Origin of the sequence: Pseudomonas sp. NBRC 111124, assembly GCF_001320245.1 — a bacterium.
In the GTDB taxonomy this organism is placed as follows: Bacteria; Pseudomonadota; Gammaproteobacteria; order Pseudomonadales; family Pseudomonadaceae; genus Aquipseudomonas.
In genome coordinates, this window is record NZ_BCBA01000045.1 from 1 (window position 1) to 15440 (window position 15440).

General features: G+C 66.7%; 14 protein-coding genes. 1 reads left to right on the forward strand and 13 read right to left on the reverse strand.

Annotation, left to right across the window (positions count from 1 at the left end; all coding sequences use genetic code 11):
* Positions 1-6 precede the first annotated feature (6 nt).
* Positions 7-963: an electron transfer flavoprotein subunit alpha/FixB family protein gene (locus tag APH28_RS18325; protein WP_060511796.1), complete on the forward strand. Its 957-nt coding sequence runs from the start codon at positions 7-9 to the stop codon at positions 961-963.
* Between the two features lie 63 nt (positions 964-1026).
* Here the strand turns inward: APH28_RS18325 and APH28_RS28690 are convergent, their stop codons facing one another.
* The 13 genes from APH28_RS28690 to APH28_RS18385 all read right to left on the reverse strand — a co-directional run bounded on the left by APH28_RS28690 (position 1027) and on the right by APH28_RS18385 (position 15432).
* Entirely contained in the window at positions 1027-1200 is a 174-nt protein-coding gene (locus APH28_RS28690) for a hypothetical protein (RefSeq protein WP_156340919.1), read from the reverse strand.
* A 53-nt stretch (positions 1201-1253) separates the two neighbouring features.
* Positions 1254-2294: a Rieske 2Fe-2S domain-containing protein gene (locus tag APH28_RS18330; RefSeq protein WP_060511798.1), complete on the reverse strand. Its 1041-nt coding sequence runs from the start codon at positions 2292-2294 to the stop codon at positions 1254-1256.
* Between the two features lie 129 nt (positions 2295-2423).
* Positions 2424-3752: a DUF1329 domain-containing protein gene (locus APH28_RS18335; protein ID WP_060511879.1), complete on the reverse strand. Its 1329-nt coding sequence runs from the start codon at positions 3750-3752 to the stop codon at positions 2424-2426.
* Between the two features lie 127 nt (positions 3753-3879).
* A complete protein-coding gene (locus APH28_RS18340) occupies positions 3880-5076 on the reverse strand; it encodes a helix-turn-helix transcriptional regulator (RefSeq protein WP_060511800.1) in 1197 nt (398 codons plus the stop codon).
* Positions 5063-7432 (reverse strand): RND family transporter, encoded by a 2370-nt coding sequence (locus APH28_RS18345; RefSeq protein ID WP_060511802.1) that lies wholly within the window; start codon positions 7430-7432, stop codon positions 5063-5065. Before APH28_RS18345 ends, APH28_RS18340 begins: the two co-directional genes overlap by 14 nt.
* Entirely contained in the window at positions 7429-8424 is a 996-nt protein-coding gene (locus APH28_RS18350; protein ID WP_060511804.1) for a YCF48-related protein, read from the reverse strand. The genes APH28_RS18345 and APH28_RS18350 overlap by 4 nt, the downstream gene beginning before the upstream one ends.
* Before the next feature lie 201 nt (positions 8425-8625).
* Entirely contained in the window at positions 8626-9834 is a 1209-nt protein-coding gene (locus tag APH28_RS18355) for an acetyl-CoA C-acyltransferase (RefSeq protein ID WP_060511806.1), read from the reverse strand.
* A gap of 6 nt (positions 9835-9840) precedes the next feature.
* Positions 9841-10311, reverse strand: coding sequence for a MaoC family dehydratase (locus APH28_RS18360; RefSeq protein ID WP_060511808.1), 471 nt, complete (start codon positions 10309-10311; stop codon positions 9841-9843).
* 11 nt (positions 10312-10322) lie between these two features.
* The gene (locus APH28_RS18365; RefSeq protein WP_060511810.1) at positions 10323-11108 is read right to left on the reverse strand and encodes an SDR family oxidoreductase; all 786 of its coding nucleotides are present in this window, start codon (positions 11106-11108) and stop codon (positions 10323-10325) included.
* Between the two features lie 37 nt (positions 11109-11145).
* On the reverse strand, positions 11146-12024 hold the full coding sequence (locus APH28_RS18370; RefSeq protein ID WP_060511812.1) for an SDR family oxidoreductase: 879 nt from the start codon (positions 12022-12024) through the stop codon (positions 11146-11148).
* A 35-nt stretch (positions 12025-12059) separates the two neighbouring features.
* Entirely contained in the window at positions 12060-13211 is a 1152-nt protein-coding gene (locus APH28_RS18375; RefSeq protein WP_060511814.1) for an acetyl-CoA C-acetyltransferase, read from the reverse strand.
* A gap of 3 nt (positions 13212-13214) precedes the next feature.
* Positions 13215-14273, reverse strand: a complete 1059-nt coding sequence (locus APH28_RS18380; protein ID WP_060511816.1) for an acyl-CoA dehydrogenase family protein — start codon at positions 14271-14273, stop codon at positions 13215-13217.
* 10 nt (positions 14274-14283) lie between these two features.
* Positions 14284-15432 carry an acyl-CoA dehydrogenase family protein gene (locus APH28_RS18385; RefSeq protein WP_060511818.1) on the reverse strand — a complete coding sequence of 383 codons (1149 nt, stop codon included), beginning with the start codon at positions 15430-15432 and terminating at the stop codon, positions 14284-14286.
* Positions 15433-15440 lie beyond the last annotated feature (8 nt).

Consider the following 15440-nt stretch of genomic DNA (forward strand, 5'->3'; position numbering starts at 1 on the left):
GATCCAATGACTATCCTGGTTGTCGCTGACTTTCTACAAGGTCCTGAGAACGGTGCCGTAGCCCCGGCCACCCTGAACACCGTTGCCGCTGCCGCCAAGATCGGTGGTGATATCCACGTGCTGGTCGCAGGCGCAAATGTCGGTGGTGTTGCCCAAGCCGCTGCCAAGATCGCTGGCGTGGCCAAGGTACTGGTTGCCGATAACGCGGCCTACGCCAACGCCCTGCCGGAAAACGTCGCGCCGCTGATCGTTGCTCTTGTTGAACAAAGCGGGGCAGGCGGTTACAGCCACGTGCTGGCTCCGGCCACCACCAACGGCAAGAACATCCTGCCGCGCGTTGCCGCGCTGCTGGACGTCGACCAGATCTCCGAGATCATCTCGGTTGAATCGGCCGATACCTTCAAGCGCCCGATCTACGCCGGTAACGCCATTGCCACCGTGCAATCGAGCGCTTCGGTCAAGGTCATCACCGTGCGCACCACCGGCTTTGACGCCGTGGCCGCCGAAGGTGGCTCGGCTGCCGTCGAAGCTTTGGCTGCTGCGCACAACGCCGGCATTTCGGCCTTCGTTGGCGAAGCGCTGGCCAAGTCCGACCGCCCAGAGCTGACCGCTGCCAAGATCGTCGTTTCCGGCGGCCGCGGCATGGGCAACGGTGACAACTTCAAGCACCTGTACAGCCTGGCCGACAAGCTCGGCGCAGCCGTCGGTGCCTCGCGCGCCGCAGTCGACGCAGGCTTCGTGCCGAACGACATGCAGGTCGGCCAGACCGGCAAGATCGTTGCGCCACAGCTGTACATCGCCGTCGGTATCTCCGGCGCGATCCAGCACCTGGCCGGCATGAAGGATTCCAAGGTGATCGTTGCGATCAACAAGGATGAAGAAGCGCCGATCTTCCAGGTGGCCGATTACGGCCTGGTCGCTGACCTGTTCGAAGCCGTTCCAGAGCTCGAAAAGCTGGCTTGATCCACTGATGCAAACAAGCCCGACCCTCAAACCGAGGGCCGGGCTTGTTTGTGTCTGCACCGCTCAGCGAACCCCGGGGAACCCCTGAAAGCTCGGCAAAATACTCATGCAGCCCGGAATCTGCCGACACGCCCTGGCCCCGGCAGACTCAGGCGCAGCCGAGGCCAGCAGCGTCAGGCCGATGATCAGCACCACCGACAGCGGCACGCAGTACGCCAGAAATCGCTGTATCTTCATGACCCACCTCCCGATCTGCCGCCCTGCCAGGCTGGCTGGCAGGGCGCAGCCACTCAGCGTTCATCCACGGTGATGATCTCGCGGCGCTCGGCCATGCTCGCCGGCACCTGGTCTTCGTCGGTGAAAAACTGCTGATACCACTCGCGCAACTGGTACACCGGGCCGTCATTCTCGGCCAGCACCGGCTTGTCGATGCGCACCTTGTGCTTCCAGATGTCCACGTCCTGGTAGAACGACTCGCGGTTGCCCTGGACGTAGGCCTTGGCGATTTCGCCGTTCTGCTCGTCGGTCAGGCCCGGCACGCGCTTGACCATGCAACCGAAGCGCAGCACGAAGCTGTCCGGGGTCACCGGGACGTGGCTGTTGAGCAGGATCGCGTGCACCCGCACCTCGCCGAACATCGAGCTCAGCTCGGTGAAATGGGTGGCCGGGCCGTAGTACGCCGACGGTGCAATCAGGTCGCCGCCCAGGCGCTCGGAGTCGCCATGGAAGATCTGCCGGCCGATATGCCCCTCGAACTCGTTGGCGAAGTACTTGGTCGGGGTGCCATGCACCGGCCCGAAATGCTGGGCATCGACCAGGTTGTCGACCAGTTCGCGGGGGTTGGTTTCGATCAGCATGGTGTCGATGTTCCAGTCGTGGATCCATTCGGGGTCGTCCATCTGCGGCAGGTGTGGAATGACCACGCCCTCCTTCGGCGGGCGCCCTTCCGGGTTGTTCCAGACGAACAGCAGGTTGTTTTCCTCGCAGGTCAGCCAGCTGCGTGTCTTGGCCTTGGGCGGTATGCGCTTGCAGTACGGGATCTCCACGCACTTGCCGCTGGTGTCGTACTTCCAGTGATGGAACGGGCAGACCACGGTGTCGTTCTCGAGGGTGCCCTGGGACAGGTCGGCGCCCATGTGCGGGCAGAACGCGTCGAGAATGCTGATGGCGCCGACGCTGTTGGCGAAGGCCACCAGGCGCGTGCCGAATACATTCAGAGTGTGCAGCTTGCCATCACGGTAGTCATCGGCCACGCCCAGGCAATGCCAGCCCCGGGCGTAACGGTGGGTGCGCTGGGCGCTGTCGATGGAGAGTTCGGCGAGTTTGGTCATGTTCTTGTTATTCCTGTAGGGGGTACGCCAATCACCGGCAATACCCCTGCGGTGCCGGGGGAATTACCTGGCCGTTATCTTTGAGCAGCCGTGCCGGGCCCTCATCCTTCAATCGGACTAGGCCGGGCCTCATTGGCCAAAGCGCCGCGCCGCCTCCGGGCCGAAGTCGCGCGGGCTGAAGCCTGGTCGGTTGAGCAGGTAGCCGGTGCGCTGCTGGTTGATCAGGTTGAACGCCAGGTAGCTGCCGGCATTGAGGTCGTGGTACAGGCCCACGCCAGCCTGGGGCCGCTGCGACTCGTAGGCATAGAAGTAGTTGACCATCGAGGTCCGCCACAACTCGCCACGGTTGTCGTAGTTGTCGGCCAGCATCGGGAACCAGGTGTCTTCGTCGATGTACAGCTTGCGCTTGCCGTACAGGTGGCGATAACCCGGCTTCAGCGTGCCTTCCAGTTCCCACACCCGGTGGCGCTCGTAGCGCATGGCCTGGGGGTTGATGTGCCCGGGGGTGAGCAGGTCGGCGTACTTGAGGTCCGGGGCGTGCAGGCGGTAAGTGTCGTAGGGGATGAACATCTCCCGCTTGCCGACGATCTTCCAGTCGTAACGCTGGCCCGAGCCGTTGAACAGGCGCACCTCGTCGACGGTGATCGAGCCGCCACTGCCCGGGAACGACATGTCGAAGCCATAGCCGGGCGACTGCCGCACCCGCCGCGTGCCCGGGTCGTAGCGCCAGGCCTGGCGCGGCTCGGTCTTGTCGTTCCAGAACTCGGTGCCGGTGTTGATCTCGCCCTTGTCGCGCTGCGGCAACAGGGTCTCGTTGAGGTAGAACGACGAGTTGCCCAGCGTGTCACCGACCTTGCCCGGCTCCAGCGCCGGCGCCAGGTTGCGCGAATGCACGCGACCCCAGTTGATATTGCCGTCCTTGAGCACGTAGGCGTTGTCGGAGGTGTACTCCTCGGTCCACGCCCGCAGGGTGAAGGTCGAAGCGTTCTTCAGCAGCTCCAGGCCGCTACGCGGCACCGGGAATGGCGTGCCGCCGGTCTTGCCGACCACGCCCTCGCCATCGTCTACGAGTTTGGCCAGCTTGGCATTCTCGCGGGTTGCCTGGCACACCGCATCGTCGAAGCGGAAATCCCGGTGGCTGGGGTAGATCGGCATCTTGAAGGTGGCCGGGTACAACTTGAACAGTGCCTTCTGCCCGTCAGACAGGGCATCGGCGTATTGCCCCAGGTTGTCGGCAGTGATGACGAACAGGGGCTTTTCATCAGGGTACGGGTCGACCGGGTGCTGGCCGGTACCCTTGAACGCAACGTGCGGCGGCACGCCCAGCCACTTGCCGGAGAATGGCGGGATGCTCCCGTCGGCATTGCCGCTGGGGTCGGCGCCGATGCAGGTCAGGTCCTTGCCCAGGCGCTCGACATCCTCAGGCGCGGCCAGCGCCACACCGGGCGCTGCAGCCATCAGCAGCAGGCTCAGGGCCAGGCCGTGGCGCGCCAGAATACTCTCGGTCATTGTTGTTCTCCTTGGTTACCGATAGCGGTGGCCCAGTATCGGCAGGCCCTCGCGGCAGCAGCATCGTCCGCTCGGACTAACGCATCGGCGGCGTCAGGTTGCTGGGCTCGCCCAGCGCGACCACGCTGTTGAGCATGATCCGCACCAGCTCGGTCTGGCGCCGCACCCCGGTCTTCGAAAAGATCGAGCGCAAGTGCGCGCGCGCCGTGTTGCGGCGGATGTTGAGCCGCTCCGACGCCTCTTCCAGCGACAAGCCGTTGGCCAGTTCCAAGGCCAGGCCGGTTTCCGCCGGGGTGAGGTTGTACAGCTGCGCGGTCACCGTGTTGCTCGCCAGCGACTTGCCCACCGCGTCGCGTACGTACACCACCACGGTCGGCTTGCCCTTGCCCCCGACCAGTTCCTGGGACGGCACCAGCTCGACCACCACTCCAAGGTTGACCTGCCCGGACGGGCGCGACACCGACATCGCCTCGGCGCCCTGGGCGGCCAGGTTGCCTTGGCGGCTGCGCAGGAAGGCGCTGCGCACCAGCCGGCCCAGCTCGCGGTTGTCGCTCGGGTAGGTCGCCTCCAGGCGCCCGCCCACCAGCTTCAGCCCATCGTTGCTGTCGAGGATCTCGCGGGCCACCGGGTTCAGCTGCAGCACGCTGCCGGTTTCGTCGAGCATGATGGTGGCGACGGCCAGGCGGTTGATGGCCTGGGAATACAGCGTGCCCAGTGAAGCGCTGCGGTCGAGCAGTGCATGCATGTGCAGGGCCCGGCGCAGGTGCGGCACCAGCATCGCGCACAGCGCCCGTTCCAGCTCGCCGAAGCGTGCCTGCCCACGGGGGCGGTTGATACGCAGGCGCAGGGTGCCACCATCGGGCATGCTGATGTCGACGCCGAGCATGTGGAAACAGCCATACGGCGCGCAGTACAGCAGGTAGAACGACGAACAGGCCCACTCGGCATCGCTCAGCAGTTCGTCGATGGTGAACACCCTGTCCACCGGCAAGCGGTCGAACAGCGATGCCTTCTCGCAGTAGGCGAAATGATTGACGCCGCCCTCCCCCGGCTCGACATCGCCGGCGACCATCATCGGGGACAGCAACGGCTCGTCGAGCACCCGCAGGATCAGCGTCACATAGCTGGCCGCAAACAAACCGCGCAGCTGGCGCAGGGCCTCGTTGAGCCGCTGGGTGTCCAGCGCCGCATCGTACATGTTGCCGATCAGGCGCTCGTATTCGTCAAGTTCGATGCCCAGCTGGGCTAGCACCTGGGCGTTAGGCAGCGGCATGGGCGGGTACCCGGTCGGGCGCGCGGGCCACCAGCGGCCGGTCGCGATCGAACCAGGCCGCCAGCGCCGGCAGCAGGAAGATCGCGCCGAACACGTTCACCAGGAACATGAACGCCAGCAGGATGCCCATGTCGGCCTGCAGCTTGAGCGGCGCCAAGGCCCAGGTGCCAACCCCGATCGCCATGGTCACGGCGGTGAACACCGCCGCCGTGCCGCGCTGGCACATGGCGAGGTAGAAGGCGTTGCGCAGCGGCTGGCCGGCCGCCATCTCATGCTGGATACGCTCGTAGAGGTAGATGCCGTAGTCCACGCCCACCCCGACCCCGAGCGCCATCACCGGCAGGGTGGCGACCTTCAGGCCGATGCCCAGCAGCGCCATCAGCGCATTGCACAGGATCGCCACGATGCCCAGCGGCACCACGATGCACAGCACCGCGCGCAGCGAACGGAAGGTCAGCAGGCAGAACAGCCCCACCGAGCAGAACAGCGCCGCCAGCATCCACGCCTCGGCATGCTTGACCGCCTCGTTAGACGCCGCCATGACCCCGACATTGCCCCCGGCCAGGTGGAAGCTCGCCTGCGGCACCTGCACGCTGGCGATGATGCGCCGGGCCTCGTTGACCACATGGCCCACGGTCGCCCCCTCGTGATCGTTGAGAAACACCAGCACCTGCATACGCCGGCAGCCCTCGGTAACCAGCCCGGAGTCCGGGGTATAGGCCATCGAGCCTTGCTGCAGACCACGCGATGAACCGGGGATGGCTGCCCAGCGCGGGTTGCCTTCGTTGTTGCCGGCGATCATGGCCTTGCCCAAACCAGCGACGCTCTGCACCGACTGCACGCCAGCGACCTGGCGCATCTGGAAGTCGAACGCTTCCACCGCATGCATCACCGCCGGGTCCAGGCAGGCTTCGTCGCTGCCGTGGGTCTGCACGAACACCGCCAGCACATCCAGGCCGATGGCGTAGCTGCCGACGATGCGCTGGTTGTCCTCGTTGTAGCGAGAGTCGGCACGCAGTTCCGGAGCGCCGGGGCCGATATCGCCCACCGCCAGTTGCCGGGCCTTGTACACCCCCGCCCCGAGCAACAACAGGCTGACCGCGAACACCACCAGTGCCGGCCGCGGCTGCGCCAGAGCCGACAGGCGCCACCACAGCGGATGCTGGCGCGCCTGTGGCTGCACTGCCCGCCCCGGTGTGGCCGGCAGGTACGACAGCACCAGGGGCAACAGCATCTTGTTGGTGATGATCATCAGCATCACCCCCAGGCACGCGGTCACGCCCAGCTCGTGGACGATGGGGATGTCGATCAGCATGATCACCGCGAACCCCAGGGCATTCATCAGCAAGGCCAGCGAGCCCGGGATGAAGATCTTGCAGAACGCCGAATGCGCCGCCTGCGGCGCCGTCGCACCGGCCAGCACATCCTGCTTCCAGGCATTGGTCATCTGCACCGCATGGGACACGCCAATGGAAAAGATCAGGAACGGCACCAGCACCGACATCGGGTCGATGCCCAGCCCCAGCAACGGCAACAGGCCCAGCAGCCAGACCACCGGCAGCAGCGCCACCAGCAAGGCCACGAAGGTCAGTCGCAGCGAGCGCGAGTAGGCCCAGAGCAGTGCTGCGGTGATCAGGAAGGCGACAACGAAGAACAGCAGCACCGTGCCCAGGCCCTCCACTACATCGCCCACCAGCTTGGCAAAGCCCACCACGCTGATTTCGATGTCGGCGCTGTCATAGCGCGCACGGATGTCTTCCAGGCGCTTGGCGACCTCCACGTACGACACCGGCTGGCCGCTGCGCGGGTCACTGTCCTGCAGGTCGGCGCGCACCAGCGCCGCCCGCTGGTCGTTGGCCAGCAGGCGGCCGACCTGGCCGGCGCGGGCGGCATTGCTGCGCACCTTCTGCAAGTCCTCGGCGGTGCCGGCGTACTGCGGTGGCACCACCAGGTCGCCGACAAAGCCCTCTTCGGTGACCTCCACATAGCGCACGTTGGGGGTGAACAGCGACGTCACGCTCGGCCGGCTGACGCCGGGGATGAAGAACACGTCGTCGGTGACCTGCTGCAGTACCTTGAGAAACGTTGGGTTGTACAGGTCGCCCTCGCCCTTCCAGCGCACGCTCACCAGCAGCCGGTTGGCCCCGGTGAACACCCGGCCGAAGTCGAGAAAGTTGCGCATGTAGTCGTGGCGCACCGGGATCTGCTTGTTGAACCCGGGGTCAAGGCGCACCTGGGTAGCGCTGTAGCCCAACGCCAAGGTGACCAGCAGGAACAGCCCGAGCCAAGCAGACTTGTAGCCCAGCAACAGGTCCGCACAACGGCGCACCCAGCGCTCGCTATGGGTGCCGCTCATGGCCGCGCTTCCTGGCTCAGCGCCAGGCCAGGCTGTGCGCCCTGGAACACGCCGCGCTCACCGGCCACCAACAGGTGGCGGCCACTGAGCCCCACGGCCGAGGTCAAGGTACCCAGGCCACTGCGCTGGTCGATGCCAAGCAGATTGCCCTCGGCATCCAGGCTGATCAGCCGGCTGCCGCCCCCCACCAGCACCAGCCCGGCCTGCCCCGGCAAGCGGGCATGGCCGTAGATCGGCTGGCTACTGCCGACCTCGATGCGCTCCCAGCTCTCGCCGAAGTCGCGGCTGCGAAACACATGGCCACGCATGCCGTAGGCCAGCCAGGTGCTGGTCGAGAGGCGCACCACGCCGAACAGCGAGCCGTTGTAGAAGGCCGGCAGCTGCTGCCAGTGCTGGCCGCCATCGCTGGAGCGCAGCACCAGGCCCTGTTCGCCGACCAGTATCTGGCGGCCGTCGGCGCCGCCGTCCAGGCCGTTGAAGTGGGCACCGTCACCGGGCATCTCGCGCGCGGCCCAGTGCTCGCCGGCATCGTTCGAAAGCAGGAACTTGCCATAGCTGCCGTAGGCCACCACCTGCTTGCCGTCAGCGCTCCACACGCCCAGCAGCGGCTCGCCGAGGTCGGCGTCGTAGTGTTTTTCCTGCCAAGTCTGGCCGGCATCGTTCGAGCGCAGGATCCAGCCATCGTGGCCCACCGCGACCAGGACCTGCTCGTTCAGGGCGACCACGCCGGTCAGGGTCACCTCGCGCCCGGCGCCAGGCTGGCTGGCCTGCCAGCTGCGGCCGCTGTCGCGGCTGACCAGCAGCGTGCCACGCTCGCCGACGGCGATCAGCCGGTCACCGCTGCTGAGCAAGGCGTTGACCTGGACCCGGTCGGCCAGCACCTCGGTGACCGCCAGGGGGGCGGGTTGGCGCGGGGCGAAGGCAAAGACCACGGCGGCGATGACGATGGCGCTCATGACATAGCCGGTCAGCTGGCGCGAGGCAGGCTTCATTGGGGTACCCTCTTGGAATTATGGCTGGATGATCTGGGAGGGGGTGGGCGGGGGCATCGTCCAAATGGGGTAGCGCGGGTGTTCGCCTTGAGAAAAGACCTGGCTTCGCAGGTGCTTGCCTTGAGAAATGCAGCGCCTGTGAGATCGAGCGCCGCGCGGGCGGCGCTCGATCTCACAGGCGCTGAAGATCCCAAGCCGGCCTCAAGGCAACTCAAACAACCCCGCCGCCCCCATCCCGCCACCAATGCACATTGCCACCACCACATACCGCACCCCGCGCCGCCGTCCTTCGAGCAGCGCATGCCCCACCATCCGCGCCCCTGACATGCCAAACGGATGCCCAATGGCAATCGCCCCGCCATTAACATTCAACCGCTCCGGCGCAATCTCGAGTGCATCCCGGCAATGCAGCACCTGGCAGGCAAATGCCTCGTTGATCTCCCACAAACCAATGTCCGCCACCCCCAGGCCAAAGCGCTTGAGCAGTTTGGGCACCGCCAGCACCGGCCCGATGCCCATCTCCTGCGGCGCACACCCAGCCAAGGCGATACCGCGATAGATACCCAGCGGTGTCAGCCCACGCTTGCGCGCTTCAGCGCGGCTCATCAACAGGCTGGCCGACGCACCATCGGAAAACTGCGAGGCATTGCCCGCCGTGACGAACTCGCCGTGGCTTACCCACTTGCCGTCCTTCCACACCGGCTTCAGCGCAGCCAGGTCTTCCAGGCGGGTGCCCGGGCGGTTGCATTCGTCACGCTCGACGCGCACCCGCTGATGCCCGGCAGGCTGGCCGTCCTGGTCGAACAGCAGCTTGTCCACCTCCAGCGGCACCAGCTCTTCGTCGAACAACCCGTCACGCTGGGCAGCCGCAGTACGCAACTGGCTCTGCAGCGAATATTCGTCCTGCGCCGCGCGGCTGATGCCGTAACGGCGCGACACGATCTCGGCGGTCTCCAGCATCGGGATGTAGGCGTCCGGCATCACTGCCTGCACCGCCTGGGATTGGGCCCGGTAGCTGTTCTTGTGCTTGGTCTGGGTCAGCGACAGCGACTCCACGCCACCGCCGATGGCAATGTTCAGCTCGCCGGTGACGATACCCTTGGCGGCCATGCCGATGCTGATCAGGCCAGAGGCGCACATGCGGTCCACGGCCATGCCCGGTACCCCCTGGGGCAGCCCGCCGGTGTAGGCACACAGGCGGCCGATGTTGTAGCCCTGGGTGCCTTGCTGCACGGCGGCGCCCATGATCACATCGTCAATGGCTGCGGCGTCGACGCCGCTGCGCTCGACCACGGCACGCACCACGTGCCCGCCCAGTACAGGGGCCTCGGTGTCGTTGAACGACCCACGGAACGACTTGGCCAACGCGGTACGGGCGGTGGCTACGATGACGGCTTCATTCTGGTCCATGACGGCTCACTCGGTAACGGGGTTGAAGGTGTAACGGCTGATGGTGTCGATCACGCAGCCGGGGCGGCTTTCGCCTTCGATCTCGACGCTGACCCGCACCACCAGCTGCACGCTGTCGGCCAGCTGCTCGGCGCGCAGGATCTGCCCATGGCCACGCACCCGCGCACCGACGCGCACCGGCGCCGGGAAGCGCACCCGGTCGCTGCCGTAGTTCACGCCCATCGCCAGGTTGTCGATGGTCAGCAGCTGCGGCAGGAACAGGTTGACCAGTGACAGGGTCAGGTAGCCGTGGGCGATGCAGGCCCCGAACGGGCCTTGCGCAGCCCGCTGCGGGTCGACATGAATCCACTGGTGGTCGCCCGTGGCTTCGGCAAACAGGTCGATACGCGACTGGCTGATGGTCAGCCAGTCGCTGTGGCCAAGGTCCATGCCCTCGGCGGCAAGCAAGGCCTGGGCACTGTTGAAGACGTGACTCATGGGGGCGCTCCTCAGGCTTGCTGCGAACTGACCGACAACACTTCACCGACCATGTACGACGCATAGTCGCTGGCCAGGAACATCATCACGTTGGCGACCTCCCAGACCTCGGCGGCGCGGCCAAAGGCCTCGCGGCTGGCCAGGCTGGCCAACAACGCTTCGCTGGAGGCCTTCTTGAGGAAATCGTGCAAGGCAATCGACGGCGACACTGCGTTGATGCGCACGCCATGCTCGGCTGCCTCCAGCGCGCTGCAACGGGTCAGCGCCATCACCCCGGCCTTGGCCGCGGCATAGTGGGCCTGCTCCTTCTGCGCCCGCCAGCCGAGCACCGAGGCGTTGTTGACGATGGCCCCGGCGCCGCGCCGCTGCATGTGCGGCAGCATTGCCCGGGTCATGCGAAAGGTGCCGGTCAGGGTCACGTCCAGCACCCGCGACCATTCCTGGTCGGTCATCTCGACCACGGCCTTCTGGCCACCGAGCCCGGCGTTGTTGATCAACACATCGACGCCGCCCAGCAGGCCCTCGGCGCGGTCGACCAGGGCCTGCACATCAGCCTCTACAGTGACGTCGCACAGCTGGCCATGAATGGCCTGCAAGCCGGTTTCCGCCTTCAGGCGCTCCACGGCCTCTTCAAGGCGCCGTGGGTGCACATCGGAAATCATCAAGGCGCGGCAACCTTCCTCGGCACTGCGCCGGGCCGCCGAGTAACCGATACCGGCACCGGCAGCTGCGGTGATCAGCACCGACTTGCCGGCCAGCAACTGGTGGCCGGGTACATAAGGGGGAACGTGTTTCATAGGGGCTTTCCTCTGTTCGATGGTCTGCAGGCGCTGGTCAGCTGCCCCACACCCGTTGTGCCGCTGGCGCCTGGGCCAGGATCTGCGCCACGGCCGGGCCGATTTCCTCGACCTGCCAGCGCCCGCCCTTGTCCTGGGTGGTGCCGGTGCGCCAGCCATCGGCCAGCGAGATCCGCCCCCCCTGGCTTTCGAACACCTGCCCGGTCACCTGGGCGGACTCGACACTGCCCAACCACACCACCAGCGGGGCGACGTTTTCCGGCGCCCAGGCATCGAAACTGCCATCCTCCGGCGCCTTGACCACGTCCGGCATCGCGCTTTCGGTCATCGCCGTGCGCGCCGCCGGTGCCAGGGCATTGGCAGTAACGCCGTAGCGTGCCAGCTCCGCCGCCTGCACCAGGGTCAGCGCGGCAATGCCGCCCTTGGCCGCGGCATAGTTGGACTGGCCGATCGAACCCTGCAGGCCGGCCCCGGAGCTGGTGTTGATGATCCGCCCGGCCACCGGGATACCAGCCTTGGCCAGGTCGCGCCAGCGGCGCCCCAGCAGGTTGGCCAGGCAGTAATGGCCCTTGAGGTGCACGCGCATCACCAGGTCCCAGTCGTCCTCTTCCAGGCTGATGAACATGCGGTCACGCAGTACCCCGGCGTTGTTGACCAGCACATGCACCTCGCCGAACGCCGCCAGCGCGGCGTCGATGATGCGCTGGGCGCTGGCCAGGCTGGTGATGTCGTCGCTGTTGCCGATAGCCTGGCCACCGCTGGCGCGGATTTCTTCGGCCACCGCGTGGGCTGCCTCGGCACGGATGTCGTTGACCACCACCTGGGCGCCCTGCCCGGCAAATGCCAGTGCATAGGCACGGCCCAACCCGCCGCCGGCACCGGTGATGATCACGGTGCGCCCTTCACATATCGCCATGTCTGAATCCTTTTTCCTGGAATGAGAAGCGCAGCTCAAAGGCGCTCGATGATCGTCACGTTGGCCTGGCCGCCGCCCTCGCACATGGTCTGCAAGCCATAGCGGCCGCCGCTGCATTCCAGTTCGTTGAGCAACGTGGTGGTCAGCCGGGCGCCGGTCGCGCCCAGCGGGTGGCCGAGGGCGATGGCGCCGCCATTGACGTTGGTGCGTGCCGGGTCGTAGTCGAGTTCCTTGCTCCAGGCCATCACCACCGAGGCGAACGCTTCGTTGATTTCCACCCGGTCGATGTCGGCCATGCGCAGGCCGGTGCGTTGCAAGGCCCTGCGGGTGGCTGCGATGGGCGCGGTGAGGTGCCAGATCGGGTCGTCGCCGAGCACCGTCAAGTGGTGAATGCGCGCCCTTGGGGTCAGGTCGTAACGCTTGAGCGCGGCCTCGGACACCACCAGCAAGGCCGCCGACGCATCACAGGTCTGGCTCGACACCGCCGCCGTGATCGACGGGTACTGCGGGTCGACCGGCTGCAGCTCGGCCATTTTCGCCAGGCTGCTTTGGCGCGGGGTTTCATCCACGCTCAGCCCCTGATAACCGACGATCTCACGGGCAAAGCGCCCGCTGGCAATGGCTGCCAACGCCCGGCTGTGGCTTTGCAACGCGAATGCCTCCATCTGCTCACGGCTGATCTGCCAGTGATCGGCAATGCGCTGCGCGGCATAGAACTGGTTGACCGGTTGCGTGCCGAAGCGCGCACGCCAGCCCTCGCTGCCGCTGAACGGGTCAGCAAAGCCCAGCGGCTGGCCAGCCAGCATGGCCGACGAAATCGGAATGCGGGTCATGGTCTGTACGCCACCCACCGCCACCACATCCTGGGTGCCACTCATCACCGCCTGGGCGGCAAAGTGCAACGCCTGCTGCGACGAGCCGCACTGACGGTCGACCGTGGTCTCCGGCACCGACAGCGGCAGCCCGGCGGCCAGCCAGCTGGTGCGGGCGATGTCGCCGGCCTGGGCGCCAATGGTGTCGACGCAGCCAAAGATCACGTCGTCGTAATCCTCGGCCGGGATCGCATTACGTGCCACCAGGGCCTTGAGCACGTAGGCGCCCAGGTCGATGGCGTGCACCTCGGCCAGCGCGCCCTTGCGCTTGCCGGTGGGGCTGCGCAGCGCATCGACGATATATGCCTGAGCCATGCTCTACTCCTCGAAGGTATGCCCCGGCCCGAGCCGGGTGCTGTCGGCAAACAGGTAGGCGCCGACACGGGACTTGTGGAAACCGCGGTCGCCCCAGGACGCATCCAGCGCCCAGGCCCGCTTCATGAACATCTGCAGGTCGACTTCCCAGGTGTACCCCATCGCGCCATGCACCTGGATGCCCTGGCGCGCCGCCAGCCAGCTGGCCTCGCAGCAGGCCAGGCGCGCCTGCGAGACCCACACCGAGGCGTTCGCCTCGCCTTGGGCCAGGCCATGGGCGGCGCGGTACAGCACCGGTTTGGCCTGTTCGATCTGGCGCGCCACGTCGGCCAGGTGATGCTTGACCGCCTGGAAGCTGCCGATCGGCCGGCCGAACTGCTTGCGCTGGGCCACGTAGTCCACCGACAGGTCAAGCATGCGCTGGGCCAGGCCGAGCAACTGCCCGGCTACCGACAGTGCGCCGCGGTCGAGTAGCTGCGCCTGCAGGCGCCGGCCCTGCTCGCCACTGGCCAGCAATGTCTGCGGCGTTGGGTTCCAGCTCACCTGGCCGAGGCGCCGCGAGGCGTCGATGCTCGGGTTGGCCTGCACATCCACCGCCACCCGTGGCACAAGGTGCAGGTCGTCGCCAGCGGGCAGGATCAGCCCCTCGGCCAGCTGGGCATCGCTGACCAGCGGGTTGATGCCGTGGCTGATCGCCAGGCGCACGCTGCCCTCGGCAATGCGCGGCAGCAGCTCGGCCCGCGCCGGGTGGCCGGGGTCGAGGCTGGCCAGCAGGCCGGCGGCCACATAGGCGGTGTCGGCCAGCGAATCGGGGATGCCGTAGTAGCCCAGTTCCTGGGTCATCAGCGCCCAGGCCACGTCGTCCATGCCCAGCCCCCCTTCTGCCTCGGGCACCGACAACGCGGTCAGGCCCTGGGCGGCGATGCGGTTGCGCAGGTCCGGCGAGCGGCCGGCGTCGGTTTCCCAGATTTCCCGGAGCATCTCCGGGGCGGCTTCGGTCATCAGGAAACGGCTGATGGCTTCGCGAAACGACAGCTGGTCATCGGTAAAGGTGAAGTCCATGGCCTGATCCTTACTTGGGCAGGCCGAGCATGCGCTCGGCGATGATGTTGCGCTGGATCTCGTTGGTGCCGGCGTAGATCGGCCCGGCCTGGGCGAACAGGAAGCCTTCCAGCCAGGCCGCTGTGTCACCGGCCAGCAGCTCGCCACGAGCACCCAGCAGGCGCATGGCGGTTTCGTGCATCTTCAGGTCGAGCTCTGACCAGATGATCTTGTTGATGCTCGACTCGGCACCAATCTGCTCGCCCCGGGCCAGCCGCCCGACCGTGTGGTAAGCCGACAAGGCATAGGCTTCGGCGCCCATCCAGCAGTCGATCACCGCATCGCCCAATGCCGGGTCGAGCCTGGTGGCTTCAGGGTGGGCTTTGAACAGCTCCACCAGCTTGCGCGCGGTGTACTGAAAGCGCGCCGGCGAGCGCAGCAGCAGCCCGCGCTCAAAGCCGGCGGTGGCCATCGCCACATGCCAGCCCTGGCCCTCGGCGCCGATGCGGTTGGCCACTGGCACGCGGACGTCGTCGAAGAACACCTCGGCGAAGGCGTCCTTGCCGTTGAGCGCCCTGATCGGGCGAATGCTGACCCCGGGCGCATCCAGCGGCACCATCAGGAACGACAGGCCATGGTGGCGGCTGGAGCCGGGCTCGCTGCGGAACAGGCCGAACAGCCAGTCGGCGAAGATCGCCCGGGTCGACCAGGTCTTCTGGCCATTGAGCACGTAGTGGTCACCGTCGAGCAGCGCCTTGCTGGTGATCGCCGCCATGTCCGAGCCAGCATTGGGCTCCGACCAGCCCTGCGCCCACATGTCGACGCTGGCCGCCATGCGCGGCAGGAAGCGGCGCTTCTGCTCGGCCGTACCGAACTCCATCAGGGTCGGGCCGAGCAGCAGCTGGCCGTTCTGGTTGACCCGCATCGGCGCCCCGGCGCCGTAGTACTCTTCCTCGAAAATCAGCCATTCGATCAGGTCGCAGCCGCGCCCGCCGAGCTCGGCCGGCCACATCACCATCGACCAGCGGCTCTCGAACAGCCTGGCTTCCCAGGCCCGGTGCTGTTCAAAGCCCTCGCGGGTGTCGTAGCTGGCCAGCGGCTCGCGTGGCAGGTTGTCGGCGAGCCATGCCCGCACTTCGGCGCGGAAGGCCTGCTGCTTGGGGGTATAGGTCAGTTGCATGGCGTTCC

Coding starts and splice junctions, on each gene's coding strand:
- APH28_RS18360 (WP_060511808.1), bottom strand. CDS start 10,311: ATGAGTCACGTCTTCAACAGTGCCCAGGCCTTGCTTGCCGCCGAGGGC.
- APH28_RS18345 (WP_060511802.1), bottom strand. CDS start 7,432: ATGAGCGGCACCCATAGCGAGCGCTGGGTGCGCCGTTGTGCGGACCTG.
- APH28_RS18375 (WP_060511814.1), bottom strand. CDS start 13,211: ATGGCTCAGGCATATATCGTCGATGCGCTGCGCAGCCCCACCGGCAAG.
- APH28_RS18365 (WP_060511810.1), bottom strand. CDS start 11,108: ATGAAACACGTTCCCCCTTATGTACCCGGCCACCAGTTGCTGGCCGGC.
- APH28_RS18340 (WP_060511800.1), bottom strand. CDS start 5,076: ATGCCGCTGCCTAACGCCCAGGTGCTAGCCCAGCTGGGCATCGAACTT.
- APH28_RS18380 (WP_060511816.1), bottom strand. CDS start 14,273: ATGGACTTCACCTTTACCGATGACCAGCTGTCGTTTCGCGAAGCCATC.
- APH28_RS18330 (WP_060511798.1), bottom strand. CDS start 2,294: ATGACCAAACTCGCCGAACTCTCCATCGACAGCGCCCAGCGCACCCAC.
- APH28_RS18350 (WP_060511804.1), bottom strand. CDS start 8,424: ATGAAGCCTGCCTCGCGCCAGCTGACCGGCTATGTCATGAGCGCCATC.
- APH28_RS18385 (WP_060511818.1), bottom strand. CDS start 15,432: ATGCAACTGACCTATACCCCCAAGCAGCAGGCCTTCCGCGCCGAAGTG.
- APH28_RS18325 (WP_060511796.1), top strand. CDS start 7: ATGACTATCCTGGTTGTCGCTGACTTTCTACAAGGTCCTGAGAACGGT.
- APH28_RS28690 (WP_156340919.1), bottom strand. CDS start 1,200: ATGAAGATACAGCGATTTCTGGCGTACTGCGTGCCGCTGTCGGTGGTG.
- APH28_RS18355 (WP_060511806.1), bottom strand. CDS start 9,834: ATGGACCAGAATGAAGCCGTCATCGTAGCCACCGCCCGTACCGCGTTG.
- APH28_RS18335 (WP_060511879.1), bottom strand. CDS start 3,752: ATGGCTGCAGCGCCCGGTGTGGCGCTGGCCGCGCCTGAGGATGTCGAG.
- APH28_RS18370 (WP_060511812.1), bottom strand. CDS start 12,024: ATGGCGATATGTGAAGGGCGCACCGTGATCATCACCGGTGCCGGCGGC.